Here is a 14,078-nt window from a genome sequence, read left to right as displayed (position 1 = left end):
CGGCCCTCCGGTGAGCCGCTCCGAGCCGGGCGCGATCTTCGGGGCGAAGGCCCACTGCGCACGCCGACGCCCCTCGTCGGGATCGCTTCGGCCCGCCGGACCGAACCATTACCGCATATGAAAATCATTGTCGTGTACTGTTGATGTCTGCCCGGCGCGGTCGAGGTGCCCCCGACCTGCCGGCCGGCGCGTTCAGCGCCGGACAACCGTCCCGACCGAGAGGAACGACCCATGGCCGTGCCCAAGCGCAAGATGTCCCGCAGCAACACCCGTCACCGCCGGGCCCAGTGGAAGGCGGCGACGCCGAATCTGGTGCCGGTCACGGTGGACGGTGTGACCCACCGGGTTCCCCAGCACCTCGTGCCCGCCTACCGGCGCGGTCTGCTGCGCCCGGAGGGCTGACGCCGATGTCCACGCAGCGCCTGCCCGTCACCGTGCTCTCGGGCTTCCTCGGCTCCGGCAAGACGACGCTCCTCAACCACGTCCTCACCAACCGCGAGGGCCTGCGCGTGGCGGTGATCGTCAACGACATGAGCGAGGTCAACATCGACGCCGCCCTCGTGCGCGGTGGCGAGGCGGCGCTCTCCCGCACCGAGGAGCGCCTGGTGGAGATGACCAACGGCTGCATCTGCTGCACGCTGCGGGACGATCTGCTGGAAGAGGTCGACCGCCTCGCCCGGGACGGCCGCTTCGACTACCTGCTCATCGAGTCCAGCGGCATCTCCGAGCCGATGCCTGTGGCCGCCACCTTCGCCTTCGCCCGCGACGACGGAGCAGTGCTGGGGGACGTGGCCCGGCTGGACACCATGGTCACCCTCGTGGACGCCGCCGGCTTCCTCACCGAGCTGGACACCGGGGACGACCTCGCCGAACGGGGTCTGGCTCCCTACGAGGACGACGAGCGCACCGTGAGCGACCTGCTGATCGACCAGGTGGAGTTCGCCGACGTGCTCGTGCTCAACAAGCTGGATCTGGTCGACGACGCCGACGCCGACCGAGTGCGCGGGGTGCTCGCACGGCTGAATCCGACGGCCCGTCTGATCCCCGCGGTGCACGGCCGGGTCGACGCGCGCGACGTCCTGGAGACCGGCCGGTTCGACCTGGAGCGTGCACAGCAGGCACCGGGCTGGGTCCGGGAGCTCAACGGCGACCACGTCCCGGAGACCGAGGAGTACGGCATCTCCTCCTTCGTCTTCCGCTCCCCCGTCCCCTTCCATCCCGGACGTCTGTGGGGCTTCGTCACCGAGGGCCTGGACAGCGGAACGCACGGCCGGGTGCTGCGCTCCAAGGGGTTCTTCACGCTCGCCGGCCGCGAGGGCGTGACCGGCCTGTGGTCGCAGGCCGGGGCCGTGGCCCGCTTCGAACCGTCCGGCACCCGGGACACCGACGCACCCCACGCGCAGGAGCTGGTGTTCATCGGCGCCGGCCTGCGGGAACCGAGCCTGCGCGCCGCCCTCGCCGCATGCCTGATGACCGAGGGCGAGCCGAGTCCGGCGAACGATCCCTTTCCCGCGTGGGACACCGGGCAGGTATGCGATCCCGAGCACGGCCACCGGAGTCCGGCGGCGGTCGCCTGACCGGATCACGAGGGCGTCCGGAAGCGACGGGAGGCACACTCATGTACGGAACGGCCCGCAGCGAGTGGCGCACGACCCCGCGGCGAGCCGCGGTCCTCGGGGCCCTGCACGCCTGCGACGGCTTCGTCTCGGCGCAGACCCTGCATGCCGCTCTAGCCGGGGACGGCGTGGCGGTGGGGCTGACCACCGTCTACCGCACGCTCCGGTTGCTGGAGGCGGCCGGGCACGTCGACGTGGTGCGCGACAGTGACGGTGAACGTCTTTACCGGCCCAGGCCGGACGACGGCCACCGTCACTACCTCGTCTGCCGGGAGTGCGGGTTCAGCCTGGCGGTGGACTCCGACGAGGTCGAACAGTGGGTGGTGAGGATCGCGCGCGACATCGGGTTCCACTCGGTGGATCACACCGTCGAACTCACGGGCGTGTGCGACGGCTGCCGCCCCGGGCCGGTCGACCGCTGATCGGCATCTCGCCGACCGTGCCCGGGGCGCCCGGTGACGGGCCAGGCGCACGGGTGGTCCGGCGAGCCGTTCGGCCGCCGGTGCGCCCCCGGCTCCTTCCGGGGGCCGGGGGCGCACCGGCGGGTGCTCACAGCACCTCGAGCTCCGCCGCGCCATCGGCCGCCAGCTCCTCGGTGACCCGCGCGGGGTCGAGCACGTCCGCGGCGAAGTGCACACCGGGAGTGATCGCCCCGTCGAGCGTCCGGAGAGCGGTGGCGGCGGCGAGGAACCCGCTCAGTTCGTAGGAGTCCGGGGCGCGCAGGACGAGCCTCGCGGTGGGCGGGCCGTCCGTCGCTCCGTCCCAGAGGTGGAACTCCTGTCCGTACCAGGCTCCGTGGCGTCGCACGTCCTCGTCGGCCGCCGCGACCAGGTCGGCGGTCTCCGTGCTGTCCAGTGCCCATGCCATGGCCAGTTCCTCGGCCAGGCGCCCGCCGCCGAAGACGGTGTACCAGCGCACCCGGCCGATGTCCGTGGCACGGGCCAGCCGGACGGCCTCGGTGGACAGGAAGGGGAAGGCGTCGACGGGTGCGGGGAAGGCGCCGAGTCGCACCCCTCGGCGGGGGGCCAGCGCACGCTCCCGCACCCGGCCCTCGTGCCAGGCGGCCGCCGGCGTGCCGTGCTCCGGTCCGCGGCCGAGCAGCACGTCGCCGGCGGCGGCCGGGGTGAGCGGCGCGACGCCGCCGACGTAGGCGTCCAGTGCGACGGGGCCGGTGGCGCGGGCGGCCAGCGCGCGGGGCAGCAGCGAGGACAGACCCGGCAGCGCGCCGGCGGACAGCACGGCCGTGCGTCCGGCCGCCACCCATCGCCCGGCGCCCCCGTCGGCGGACAGCAGGGTGTGGACCGGGTCGTCACCGGCCGCGTCGACGTAGTCCGCGCCGCCTCGCAGCGCGGCCCGGGCGACCGCGTCGAGGACGCGGTACGAAGGTCCCGCGCAGTTGACGACGAGTCGGCAGCCCTCCGTGAAGCGGTCCAGCGAGTCGGGATCGGTCAGGTCCACCGCCAGGGCGCCCACCTCCGGGCCTCCCTCCGGGAGGCCGGCGACCAGCGCTTCCGCCCGGCCCCGGTCGCGGCCGGCCACCAACAGCGGGTGGACACCCGCCCGGTGGAGCCGCCGTACGACCGCGCTGCCGACTGCTCCGTAACCGCCTATGACGCCGATGACCGCCGGATGTCGCACCGGTGTTCCTCCTGTTTCCCGCTGATTCGGTTGATGAAAATGATAATTATTATCGTAGTCATTATTCGACGGACCAAGGAAGAAGTGACGACGATGCACGACGTGATCGTGGTGGGCGGAGGGCCCGCCGGCCTCAACGCGGCGCTGGTGTCCGGGCGTCAGCGCAGGCGGGTCCTCCTGCTGGACTCGGGCCGCCCGCGCAACGCGCCCGCGGCGCAGATGCACATGTTCCTCAGCCGGGACGGCTTCCCGCCCGCCGAGCTGCGCCGCATAGGCCGGGAGCAGCTCACCGCCTACCCGAACGTGGCCGTACGCGAGGCGACCGTCACCGCCGCCGCGCCCGCGCCCCGGGGATTCGCCCTGACGCTGGCCGACGGCACCGTGGAGCGGACCCGGAAGCTGGTCCTCGCCACGGGGCAGGTCGACGTGCTCGACGAGCGGGTGGAGGGCCTGTCCGCGCTGTTCGGCCGGGGGGTGTACCACTGTCCGTTCTGCCACGGCTGGGAGACCAGCGGGATGAGCCTGGCCGTCCTGGGGCACGAACTGCCGCAGGTCATGCAGGCCTTGTACGTGGCCGACCGGTTCAGCGAGGACGTGATCGTGTGCACCGACGGCCACCCGGTGCCCGAGCAGGCCGCGGGCCGCCTCGCCGAGGCCGGGATCGCCGTGGAGGAAACGGCCGTGGCCCGCGTCGAGGGGGAGGAAGGGGCCGTCCGCCTGGTCCTCGCCGACGGACGGGTGCTCGAGCGGCAGGGCGTCTACCACCGGGCGCCCACCCGTCAGCACTCCCCGCTGGCCGAGGAGTTGGGGTGTGCGATCCTCCCGGACGGCTGTGTGCGGGTGGACGAGTTCCAGCGCACCTCCGTGCCCGGTGTGTACGCGGCCGGGGACACCGCCCGGCTGGAGGCCCTGCCGGACGCCCTCACCTTCGTGATCACCGGTGCCGCCGACGGCGCCCGTGCCGCGGTCTGGCTCGACCAGGAGCTCTTCCGCGAGGACGCCGGCCTGGGCGGCTGAGACCGAGGTGCGGCGGGGGCCGTCCCGCCCCCGCCGCACCCTTCTCACCGGTCGTCCGGTTCGCGGAGGGCGGCGGCGAGTCCGGCCACCGTGGGCTGCCGGAGGAAGCGGCGGGGCGTCACCCGCCCCAGTCCCTCCCGCGCGAGCGAGCCGAGCATCCGCACCGCGAGCAACGAGTCGCCGCCGAGCGCGAAGAAGTCGGCGGTGCGCTCCTCCACCGGACAGTCCAGCAGCTTCCGCCAGTGCGCCGCGACGGCTCGTTCCGTGTCGTCCCGGGGCGGTCCCGGCTCCGCTCCGCCGGCCGCCGCCGCGGGTACGGACAGGCGCCGGCCGGACGCCGGCCAGCCCGGCCCGGCCCGCTCGCCGTCGACCGCGTCGGGCAGTCCGACCACGGCGGCCCAGCCGTCCGGTTCGACCAGCGATTCCACGGTCGCCATGAGATCGGCGAACATCCGGTCGACGTCCGCTCCCGCGAACAGCTCCTCCACCAGCGAGAAGACGACCACCAGCTCCCCGCGCAGCTCGAACAGCCGCACCTCCAGGGCCACCTGGGGCGTCCGCAGCTGCTGGTGGTGGCTCAGCAGGTCGATCGCGCCCAGCGGCCCGGCCTCCTGGGGCACCTCGCTGCCCAGCGCCGCGTCCACTCCCAAGGTGGACTGGAAGACGACGGGCGCCACCGGGCGGTGGGTGCCCCGGCGGCGGCCCAGTTCGCGGGAGACCTCCACGCCGGTGATCAGGTTGTGGGCGAGCGCGTCGCCGATGTCCCGCTGGGCGCGGCCGGCGAGGTCGGCGAAGACGGGGGCAGCCGGCAGCTCGACCGGCAGGAGCATGGTGGAGGAGAAGGCTCCCACCAGGCGGGACACGTCGGGGTGGAGCGGGAGACGGTTCAGCTGGAGCGTGTTGAGCAGGAAGCGGCGGTGTCCGCAGGCCCGGGCGACGGCGGCGGCGAAGGCGGCGAACATCGCCGCGGACGGGGTCACCCCGTGCTCGGTGCACAGCCGGCGCAGAGCCGACCAGCGCTCCGGGTCGAGCACCGCCTGCCGGGTGCCCATCAGGGTGGGGCGCACCTCGGCGGGGTCGGCCACCAGCGGCAGGGCCGGCGGCAGCGGGAAGTCGTCGAGGCGGTCCCACCACCAGTCGCGGTCCTGCTGCCACGCCTCGGTGCCGGGCAGGTCCCGCAGGGTCGTCACATAGTCGCCGTAGTCGATGTCCAGGGGCGCGAGGACGGCGTTGTAGTCGGAGACCAGGGCGAACAGGTCGCGGTAGAAGACTCCGGAGGACCATCCGTCGATGATCAGCAGACTGGTCGAGGAGTGCAGCCGGGCGCGGTCCCCGGGCATCAGCGTCAGGCGCATGTCCAGACCGCAGCCCCGGGACGGGTCGGGGCCCTCGGTGCTCATCTCGTGGCGTATCTCCGCGAGCCGGGCCGCGGCCGTCTCCTCGTCGGCGTCGCGCAGGTCGGTGACCCGGAGCTGCGGTACCGCCTCCGGGTCGTCCAGGGGCAGGATGCGCTGCCGGCCGTCGGGCAGGATGCGCGCCCGCAGGACGGCCTGGTGCTCGGCCAGGCGCTCCAGGGCGTCCTGCAGCGCCTCGGGGGCTTCGTCGGCGTCGATGTCCTCCAGCCCGATGTCCACGTAGTGGTGTGCGGAGCGGTAGGACAGCTCCCAGGCGTCCTGCTGGCCCACGAAGTAGCCCTGCTGGAGCGGCAGGAGCGGGAACGGCGCGTCCGGGTCCTCGCGTCGGCGCAGGTCCAGGGGGAGCGGGCGCAGGGCCCCCGTCCCCGATCCGGTACTGCGTTCGTGGACGAGGGCGGCGAGCTGCGCGGCGCTCTGTTCGACGCGGACGTCCGCCAGCGCCAGCGGCGTGCCCAGCCGTTTGCGCAGCATCGCGGCCATGCGGACGGCCAGGACGGAGTCGCCGCCCAGGCTCAGGAAGCTGGCGTCCGCCGGTACGGCGGCCAGGTCGGTCTCCAGGGCGTCGGCCCACACGGCGCGGACGGCGTCCACCAGGTCGGCCGAGGTCTGCTCGGCGGTGTGTCCGGGTGCGGATGCGGAGGTCAACAGGGGGCTCCAGTCGGGTCGGCGGGGCGGATGATGTCGTCCACGGCGTGGATCCGTGGGAGGGGCAGGGCAGGGGGCAGGCGGCCGGCGAGCGCGGCACGGACCCGGCCGGGGTCCGGGCGGGCGCCGTGGGTTCTGACGCGTCCCGCGATGACGCGCTGGCCCGCCGGGGCGAGGGGATGCTCCTCGTGCGGCAGGACGGGCAGCGGGTCGAAGCCCGCCGCGTCCAGTTGCCGTTCCCATTCCCCGGCGGTGAGGAAGACCCGGTCCTGGCCGGCCCGCAGGTCCGTGAACCACTCCTGTTCGCCGGGCGCGGGCGACATCAGCAGGTACATGGAGGTGAGCGCCTGGTAGTGCTCCTGGCACGACTCGACCAGGACCAGCAGCCCGTCGGGCGCCAGCAGTTCCCGCAGGGCCGCCAGACAGCGTCCGGCGTGCCGTGCGTTGTGCAGGACGTTCGCCGCCAGGACGACGTCCTGGGAGCCCGGTTCCAGGCCCTGTCCGAGCGGGTCGGCCTGGATGTCGAACAGGGCGTGCCGCAGTCCGGGGTGGCCGCCGAAGGCGTCCCGGGCCGCCCGCAGGAAGAACGGGGAGACGTCCGTGAACAGGTAGTCGACGGGCGTGTCGCCGAGCGCCTCCAGGACGGTGCCGGTGGTGCCGCCCACGCCGGCGCCCGCTTCGAGGACGCGCAGGGGGGCCGGCCCCGTCCGGCGGCGGGACTCGCCGGCGATCAGGGACGCGGCGGCGTGGTTGGCCCAGCGGCTGGGGACGCTGTCGCGGTAGTTGCCCTGCGCGGTGTCCGTCTCCCCGTCGGGGAAGAGGACCTCCTGCAGGGACGTGCGGTCCTGGAGCAGCAGCGGGAGCCGTTCGGCCGCGGCCCGGAAGAAGCGGGTCATGGACGCCGGGTAGCCCAGGCCCGCACAGGCGCCGTCCAGCTCGCGCAGTGCCCGGGCGTGGCCGCTGCGGTCCGGCACCGCGAGGGAGTGGTGGCGGCCCGTCGCCGCGTCCAGGTGGAGCCGGCCCTCCGCGGTCAGGGTGCGCAGCCAGCGCCGCACAATCCACGCGTGCCGGGGTGCGACCGCCAGGGCTTCGAGGATCTCGTCGGTGCGGCGCCGGCCGCCGTCGCGGAAGAGACGGGTCCGGTCCAGTACCCGGGCCATCGTCAGCAGCGCCGTCTCGTCGAGCTGCCGCATCAGTGCCGGGAGAACGGTCGGGTCGGCGCCGCGGACGGCGGCGTCACCGGCGTCCGCGGCCCAACCGGCGGCGCGGGCGTCGTCCCGGCCGGGACCGGACGACGGCCGCGCCGCCGGGGGCGGCCCCGTCACCAGCAGGGTGTCCTGTCCCCCACCGCGCACCAGCTGCCACTGCGTCACGCCGGGCAGCCCGGCGAGGGTCTCGTCGGTGAGTGCGTCGTTCACGCGTGGCCGTCCTCGATGACGTCCACCACGGTGATCGGCGGCGGGGCCGTGTCCGGTTCGGCCCGGCGCAGGTGGTCGCGCAGCACCTCGGGCAGACGGCGCCGGACGAACAGGGGGAACGGCTCGTGGGCCACCGGGCCGGAGGGCGCGGGGAGGTCCTCGGCCGCGGCGGGCGCGCAGTCGGCGGGGGCCGCCACGGCCAGCGCGCGCGGGTCGGCGGCGTCGAGCAGGACGGCGGCGTCCGTTCCCCGCAGCGCCTCGCGCAGGGCGTACGGGGTCACCGCCCCGGGGGCGTCGTGGAGCAGGGCGTTGGGGATGCCGTGGACGACGACGGGGCCGTCGGCGAGCGCGTCGCGCAGCGCTCCCCGGACATCGCTCCCCCGGGATCCGTCCCAGGGCGTCCGGCGCACGTGCCGGGTTCCCCCTCCGCCGGTGTGCGGGCCGACGCGCAGGACGACGTCGTAGCGGTAGCGGGTGAGTTCGGTGTCCTCGGCCATGGTGCGGGCGTGCACGCTCATGCGGACCGGGCGGGGCTGGGCCGCGACCACCGCGGCGACGGCCGCCGGGGTGAAGGACAGTTCCTCGTCCGCCTCGGCGGCGGCCGCGGCCCTTGCGGCGATCGTCGTGCCGTCCGCCTCGGGGTCGCGGGCCCGTTCCAGCCGTGCGAAGTGGTCGAGCAGCAGGCCGGAGTGCCGGATGTCCCCCACGATCACGGTGCCGCCGTCCTCGACCGCCGACAGCGCCCCGCGCAGGACGGTGGTCAGGTAGGCCAGGTCGGGGAAGCACTGGGTGACCGAGTTGAGCAGCACGCAGTCGGGGCGCGCGCCGGGGCCGAAGGCGGCGTCCATGGCGTCCCGCACCCGGGGCGCGGCCGTCTCGTGGGCGGCGGCCCGGACGAACGCGGTGCGGGGCAGGCCGGCCGCGGTGAGGCGGTCCACCGCGACCTGGGCGACGTCGGTGCCGGCGTACCCGTCCAGGTGCGGGTGCAGGCGGTGGGCGAGCAGGCCGGTGCCGCAGCCGAGTTCCAGGACCCGACTCGGACGCCGGGCCAGGACGAGGTCCACGGTGCGGTCCACCCAGTCCCGCATGTGGGCTTCGGGCAGCGGTGCTCCGGTGCCGGAGGCCCGCCACCCGGACAGGTCGAGGTCGTCGGCGTGCCGGCCCTCGGCCGTCTCGTACGTCCACTCGTAGACCTCGGCCCACTGCTCGAGGTGCTCGCGCATCAGGGGGCCCGGCTCGGGTGCCGCGGTCACGGCGTCCGGGTGCGGGACGACCCGGACGCCGCCGTCGGGTGCGGGACGGGCCCGGGCCACCCAGGGATGGGCGGCCAGCAGGCCCGCGATCCAGCCGGTGTGTTCAGCCGTCGTGTGGTCGGACACCGGAGTGCTCCGTTCTCTCGTCGAGGGGGTGGTCGGGGGTCGGGTGCGGCCGTGGGACCAGGCGGCGCCCGGTCAGGTGGAGGACCCGGTCGGCGCGGGCGGCCGTGCCGGCGTCGTGGGTGACGGTCAGGACGGCGGGGCCGTTCTCCCGCAGCCGGTCCAGCAGGTCGAGGACGAGTCGTGCCGAGTCCGGGTCCAGACCCGCGGTGGGCTCGTCCAGCAGCAGCACGTCGGGCTCGGCGGCGAGCGCCCGGGCGAGAACCACCCGGCGGCGCTGGCCGCCGGAGAGCGCCGCCGGTCTGCGGCCGGCCAGCTCGGCGGGGAGTCCCACGGCCTCGAGGAGTTCCCGCACGCGTTCCCGTCCGGCCGCTGCGGTCGCGCCGTGGAACACCTTCAGCGGCCGGGCCACCGCTCGGCCGACGGTATGCGCCGGGTTGAGTTCCGCCGCCGTGTCCTGTCCGGCCAGTTGGACGGCGCGCAGCGTCCGCCGGTCGCGCGAGCGGGTCCCGGCGGGCAGCGGGCGCCCGTGCAGCAGGAGGTGTCCTGCCGCCGGCGGACGACGGCCCGCGAGGGCGTGCAGCAGGGTCGTCTTCCCGCTGCCCGACCGTCCCGTGACGGCCAGCCAGCCGCCCGCCGGCAGGTCCAGCTCGCCGGCGTCGAGCAGCGGCGTGCCGTCCGGGGTCCGCAGGGTCAGGCCCCGCGCCGACAGCACGGGTGCCGGGGACGGGGCAGGGTCCGCCGCCGTGCGGGGCGAACGCCCGGCCTGTGGTGACGCGGGAGCGGCGATCGGGCGAAGCGGTTCCTTCCCCGGGGTGCGCGTCGTCCGTCCGCGCTCGGCGGCGGTCACACGTGACCTGTGCCGCGCGGTGGCGTCGGCGCCGGCGGCCGGGTGCGCGTCACCGGCGAGCACCAGGGTCCGGTCGGCCAGTTCCGCGGCCAGCCGGGCATCGTGCGTGACCAGGACGACGCACCGGCCGGGGGTCCCACGGCGCGACCGCACCTCTTCGGCCACCAGGCCGGCCGTCGCGCGGTCCAGTGCCGAGGTCGGCTCGTCCAGGACGAGCAGCTCCGGGTCGGCGCACAGCGCCCGGGCCAGGGCGACCCGTTGGGCCTGTCCGCCGGAGAGCTCCCCCGCCCGCCGGGAGGCGAGCCCGGGCGGAAGGCCCAGCCGGCGCATCAGGGCCTCGACCCGCAGGGCGCGGGCGGCGGCGTCACCGGTGAACTCCTCCCCGATCAGCCGGTCCACGCGCCACAGCGGATGGAGGGCCGCGCCGGGGTCCTGCGCCAGCCAGCCGCACCGGGCGCGCCGCCACCGCCGGGCCGTCCGGCCGGGCGACACGACCGCACCGCGCCAGCGCACGGTGCCCGCCGCGCGGTGCAGTCCGTCCGGGAGGACGTCGAGCAGGGCGCGCAGCAGCGTGGATTTACCGGCACCGGACGCGCCGGTGACGGCCAGCACCTGCCCCGGGCCGACGCGGACGTCGACCGGCGGCAGGACGGTGGCTCCGTCGAAGGCACGGCGGACGGTCAGACCCTCGGCCGCCAGCAGCGGGGCGTCGGTGGGAACGAGCCCGTCGTGGGCACGGACCGTCATGCCGCCTCCCCCGGAACACGGGCGGCCGTCCGGGCCGCCGCGGCGAACGCCCAGGCACAGCCCGCCAGGGGGACCGCCGGCGCCAGCAGCGCCCAGGGGTTGAGTGCGGCGCCGGGCAGGTTCTCACTGAGCATCAGGGCCCAGTCGGGGTCCGGGGGGTGGGGCCCCAGCCCGAGCACGGCGAGGGCCGCGGCGATCTGCAGTGCCGTGACGAGCCGGAGCCCGGCGTCGGCGGCGACCAGACGGCGCAGGGCGGGCAGCACCTCGTGGAGCAGCACGGCGGGCGTGCGCTCGCCGCGCTCGACGGCGGCGTGCACGTGCCCGCTGTCGCGCAGCTGCGCGCACTGCGTGGCGACGACCCGCGCGGTGAGCGGGGCTCCCGCGAGCACCGACGCCACGACGACCGCCGTCGCCCCCGGCAGTGCGGTGGCCAGCACCAGCGCCAGGACCAGGGCGGGGACGGCCAGCAGCAGGTCGCACAGGGCCCGTACGGTGCGGGCGGCACGGTCGCCCGACCACCCCGCGGCCAGGCCGAGACCCGCGCCGCAGACGACGGCGGCGAGCGCGGCGAGCAGGGACACGGTCAGGAGCTGGGTGCCCCCGGCCAGGACCCGGGACAGCACGTCGCGCCCCAGGACGTCGGTGCCCAGCGGATGCCGTCCGCCGGGCGGCGCCCAGGGGGCGGCGACCGTTCGCTCCGGTGGGTGCGGGGCGGCGTACCGGCCGAGCGGCACGCACACCAGCAGGGTGAGGGCCGCGGTCACGGACACCGGAGGACGGACGGCTCCGGGGAGGAACGGCGCAGGCGCTCCGGTCATGCGGTCCTCCCCGCCGCCGCCACCGACGGGCCGGGGTCCCCCGGCGCCGTGGTGCGACGGGCGGCCAGGTCGGCCAGGAGCATGCCCAGCAGCAGGACGGCGGCCGGGAGGAGGGCCGCGGCCTGGATGACGGGGACGTCCCGCACCGCGACGGCGGACACCAGCAGCTGCCCGGTGCCCGGATAGCCGAAGAGGGTCTCCGCCAGGGCGGTCCCCGCCACGAGACCGCCGGACAGCAGGGCCGTCACCTGGAGCGCCGGCGCGTACAGGAAGGGCAGGACGTGCCGGTGCAGCACGAGCGGGGCGGGCAGGCCGCGCAGCCGTGCGTCGGCCACGTGCGGGCGGCGCAGGGTGTCGGCCAGCGCCCCGCGCAGCAGGACGGTGGCGAACGCGGCCGAGGGCAGCGCCAGGGTGAGCGCGGGCAGCACCAGGAGCCGGGGGTCCGCCAGGGGCGAGCCGCCGGGCGGCAGCAGGGACACGGGGGGCAGCCAGCCCAGCAGCCCGGCCAGGACCGCGCCGAGCACCGCCGCGTGGACCGGCTGCGGCACGGCGGCCAGCCCGGTGGCGGCCGAGCCGCCCCGGCCGCCGCGCAGGTACGCCACGGTCAGGGCCGTCGCGGTGAGCAGCACGGTGACCGCCAGCGCCGCCACGACCAGGACGGCGGTGGCGGGCAGCCGTTCGGCGAACAGCGTCGCCACCGGCTTGCCGCCCGCCAGCGAGCGTCCCAGGTCCCCCCGGACCAGGCCGTACAGCCAGTCGAGGTAGCGCACCGCGGCCGGCCGGTCCAGCCCGAGACGCTCCCGCTCCGCCGCGACGTCCTCGTCGGAGGCCCGTCCCGCCGTCCTCAGTTCCCCGGCGTCACCGGGGAGCAGTTCGGTGGCCGTGAAGACCACGGCCGTGGTGGCGACGGCCAGGGCGGCGGCCCGGCCGGCCGGGCGCAGGGCGCGGCCGGCAGTGCGCGCGGTCACTTGGCCATCCACACCTGGTCGATGAACATGCGCTGGAATCCGGGTCCGTCGGGCAGTCCGCGCACGCCCGGCGCGGCGAGGTCCAGGCCGTCCCCGGTGCCCCAGACGACGTAGCCGCCGTCCTCCCACAGCTCGCGCTGGATGCCGGAGAGCAGTTCCTCGCGCCGCGCCTCGTCGGCGGTCGACATGGCCCGGGCGAAGCCGTCGTCGAAGCTCTTGCTGCGCCAGGCGGTCTCGTTGGTCGGGGAGTCGGACAGCAGTCCGACGCGGACGAGGTCGGGGAAGGAGATGCCGCCGTAGTAGCCGGTGTAGAACGCCTTCTTGGCGTAGACGGCGGTCCAGTAGGTGTCCGCCGGCTCGACCTTCACCTCGGCGTCGACGCCGATGTCGGAGAGCTGCTGGGCGTAGAGGGTGGCCGCGGTGTCCATGCCGGGGTAGGAGGTGGTGGTGTGCAGGGTGACGGACAGTCCGTCGGCGTGGCCGGCCTCGGCCAGCAGCTTCCTGGCCTTCTTCACGTCGCGGGTGCGCTGCGGCAGGTCCTCGGGCGCCGAGGGGTCGTAGGGGGTGGGGAGGTCGTTGGCGACCTCGCCGTAGCCGAGGAACACGGTGTCGACCAGGGCCTCGCGGTCGGCGGCGAGGCGGAACGCCTCGCGGACCCGGGGGTCGTCGAACGGCTCGGTGTCCAGGCGCATGACGAACGGGTACTCGGTGACCCCGTCACGCCGGACGACCTGGGTCCTCGCCGAGGATCCGGCGCTCTTGACCGCGGCGGGGCTGACGCTGCCGGCGACGTCGGCCTGCCCGGAGGCGACGGCGCCGGCCCGTGCCTGCGGGTCGGCGACGGCCTGGATCTCGATCCGGTCCAGGTGCGGGCGCTTGCCCCACCATGTGTCGTTGCGGGTCAGGACGGTGGTCTGGGCACCGGTCCGCTCCACCCGGTAGGGGCCCGAGCCGGTGACGGGGCGGGAGAAGTCCTCGGTGCCCTCCGGGACGACGAAGGTGACGGACTCCAGGGCCCGGGGCGCGTCGGCCATCGGGGCGCGGGTGGCCAGGACGACGGTGTGCTCGTCGGGGGCGGTGGACTTCCTCATGTCGAAGTCGGCGAGCCTGCCGTAGTTCTCGGCGGCCTTGCCGCCGATGCGCCGCAGGGAGTACAGCACGTCGGCGGCGCGCACCGGTGTGCCGTCGGTGAAGCGGGCGTCCTCGCGCAGGGTGAGGGTCCAGCGGTCCATGGCCTCGTTGGGCGTCCACGACGTGGCGAGCCGCGGCCGGGTCCTCCCGTCCTCGCCGGGGACGGTCAGGACGTCGTAGGTCAGGGCGAAGCGGAGGACGTCGGACTCGTTGCCGAGGCCGCCGTGGGGGTCGTCACTGGCGGTGGCGGGGGACCCCGCGACGGCGTACCGCAGGGTGCCGCCGTCGACGGGCGCGCCGGTGCGGGAGGCCGGGGTGTCGGCGGCGGGTGTGCCGGAGCAGGCGCTCAGCAGCAGGGCGCCGACCGCCGCGAGGGCGGTGAGGGCGGATCTGCGGGACAGGGGGCTGCGGGGTGACGGGTGCTGGTGCATGGGTGCTT

12 protein-coding genes are annotated in these 14,078 nt (G+C 75.6%); 4 read left to right on the top strand and 8 right to left on the bottom strand.

The genetic code is table 11. The features are described from left to right. Nucleotides 1-231 precede the first annotated feature (231 nt). Genes rpmF through C1708_RS29460 form a run of 3 tightly spaced genes read left to right on the top strand, consistent with a single transcriptional unit; the run spans nucleotide 232 to nucleotide 2,038 of the window. Nucleotides 232-402 carry a 50S ribosomal protein L32 gene (rpmF, locus tag C1708_RS29470; RefSeq protein ID WP_106415537.1) on the top strand — a complete coding sequence of 57 codons (171 nt, stop codon included), beginning with the start codon at nucleotides 232-234 and terminating at the stop codon, nucleotides 400-402. 5 nt (nucleotides 403-407) lie between these two features. Continuing rightward, nucleotides 408-1,577 carry a GTP-binding protein gene (locus C1708_RS29465; protein ID WP_106415536.1) on the top strand — a complete coding sequence of 390 codons (1,170 nt, stop codon included), beginning with the start codon at nucleotides 408-410 and terminating at the stop codon, nucleotides 1,575-1,577. Between the two features lie 41 nt (nucleotides 1,578-1,618). Then, complete coding sequence (locus C1708_RS29460) at nucleotides 1,619-2,038, top strand: Fur family transcriptional regulator (protein ID WP_106415535.1); 420 nt, start codon at nucleotides 1,619-1,621, stop codon at nucleotides 2,036-2,038. 127 nt (nucleotides 2,039-2,165) lie between these two features. On the opposite strand, the gene C1708_RS29455 is transcribed toward C1708_RS29460, so the two are convergent. Beyond that, nucleotides 2,166-3,254, bottom strand: coding sequence for a saccharopine dehydrogenase NADP-binding domain-containing protein (locus C1708_RS29455; protein WP_106415534.1), 1,089 nt, complete (start codon nucleotides 3,252-3,254; stop codon nucleotides 2,166-2,168). A 93-nt stretch (nucleotides 3,255-3,347) separates the two neighbouring features. Between C1708_RS29455 and C1708_RS29450 the strand changes: the two genes are divergently transcribed. Next, nucleotides 3,348-4,271, top strand: coding sequence for an NAD(P)/FAD-dependent oxidoreductase (locus tag C1708_RS29450; protein WP_106415533.1), 924 nt, complete (start codon nucleotides 3,348-3,350; stop codon nucleotides 4,269-4,271). A 44-nt stretch (nucleotides 4,272-4,315) separates the two neighbouring features. Here C1708_RS29450 and C1708_RS29445 read toward each other — a convergent pair whose 3' ends face one another. The 7 genes from C1708_RS29445 to C1708_RS29415 are packed head-to-tail and all read right to left on the bottom strand — an operon-like array spanning nucleotide 4,316 to nucleotide 14,070. Continuing rightward, entirely contained in the window at nucleotides 4,316-6,331 is a 2,016-nt protein-coding gene (locus C1708_RS29445; protein ID WP_106415532.1) for a condensation domain-containing protein, read from the bottom strand. Further along, nucleotides 6,328-7,749, bottom strand: a complete 1,422-nt coding sequence (locus C1708_RS29440; protein WP_106415531.1) for a class I SAM-dependent methyltransferase — start codon at nucleotides 7,747-7,749, stop codon at nucleotides 6,328-6,330. Before C1708_RS29440 ends, C1708_RS29445 begins: the two co-directional genes overlap by 4 nt. Then, nucleotides 7,746-9,128: a class I SAM-dependent methyltransferase gene (locus C1708_RS29435; protein ID WP_198602630.1), complete on the bottom strand. Its 1,383-nt coding sequence runs from the start codon at nucleotides 9,126-9,128 to the stop codon at nucleotides 7,746-7,748. Before C1708_RS29435 ends, C1708_RS29440 begins: the two co-directional genes overlap by 4 nt. Continuing rightward, complete coding sequence (locus tag C1708_RS29430) at nucleotides 9,106-10,722, bottom strand: ABC transporter ATP-binding protein (protein ID WP_106415530.1); 1,617 nt, start codon at nucleotides 10,720-10,722, stop codon at nucleotides 9,106-9,108. Before C1708_RS29430 ends, C1708_RS29435 begins: the two co-directional genes overlap by 23 nt. Then, complete coding sequence (locus C1708_RS29425; RefSeq protein WP_106415529.1) at nucleotides 10,719-11,540, bottom strand: ABC transporter permease; 822 nt, start codon at nucleotides 11,538-11,540, stop codon at nucleotides 10,719-10,721. The genes C1708_RS29430 and C1708_RS29425 overlap by 4 nt, the downstream gene beginning before the upstream one ends. Continuing rightward, complete coding sequence (locus C1708_RS29420; RefSeq protein ID WP_198602629.1) at nucleotides 11,537-12,508, bottom strand: ABC transporter permease; 972 nt, start codon at nucleotides 12,506-12,508, stop codon at nucleotides 11,537-11,539. The genes C1708_RS29425 and C1708_RS29420 overlap by 4 nt, the downstream gene beginning before the upstream one ends. Beyond that, nucleotides 12,505-14,070, bottom strand: coding sequence for an ABC transporter substrate-binding protein (locus C1708_RS29415; protein ID WP_106415528.1), 1,566 nt, complete (start codon nucleotides 14,068-14,070; stop codon nucleotides 12,505-12,507). The genes C1708_RS29420 and C1708_RS29415 overlap by 4 nt, the downstream gene beginning before the upstream one ends. Nucleotides 14,071-14,078 lie beyond the last annotated feature (8 nt).

The sequence above is a fragment of the Streptomyces sp. DH-12 genome (assembly GCF_002899455.1).
Taxonomy (GTDB): domain Bacteria; phylum Actinomycetota; class Actinomycetes; order Streptomycetales; family Streptomycetaceae; genus Streptomyces.
The sequence above is the reverse complement of the archived record's forward strand: the minus strand, read 5'-3'. Positions and strand labels throughout refer to the sequence as shown.

Coding starts and splice junctions, on each gene's coding strand:
- C1708_RS29430 (WP_106415530.1), bottom strand. CDS start 10,722: ATGACGGTCCGTGCCCACGACGGGCTCGTTCCCACCGACGCCCCGCTG.
- C1708_RS29415 (WP_106415528.1), bottom strand. CDS start 14,070: ATGCACCAGCACCCGTCACCCCGCAGCCCCCTGTCCCGCAGATCCGCC.
- C1708_RS29450 (WP_106415533.1), top strand. CDS start 3,348: ATGCACGACGTGATCGTGGTGGGCGGAGGGCCCGCCGGCCTCAACGCG.
- C1708_RS29460 (WP_106415535.1), top strand. CDS start 1,619: ATGTACGGAACGGCCCGCAGCGAGTGGCGCACGACCCCGCGGCGAGCC.
- C1708_RS29465 (WP_106415536.1), top strand. CDS start 408: ATGTCCACGCAGCGCCTGCCCGTCACCGTGCTCTCGGGCTTCCTCGGC.
- rpmF (WP_106415537.1), top strand. CDS start 232: ATGGCCGTGCCCAAGCGCAAGATGTCCCGCAGCAACACCCGTCACCGC.
- C1708_RS29425 (WP_106415529.1), bottom strand. CDS start 11,540: ATGACCGGAGCGCCTGCGCCGTTCCTCCCCGGAGCCGTCCGTCCTCCG.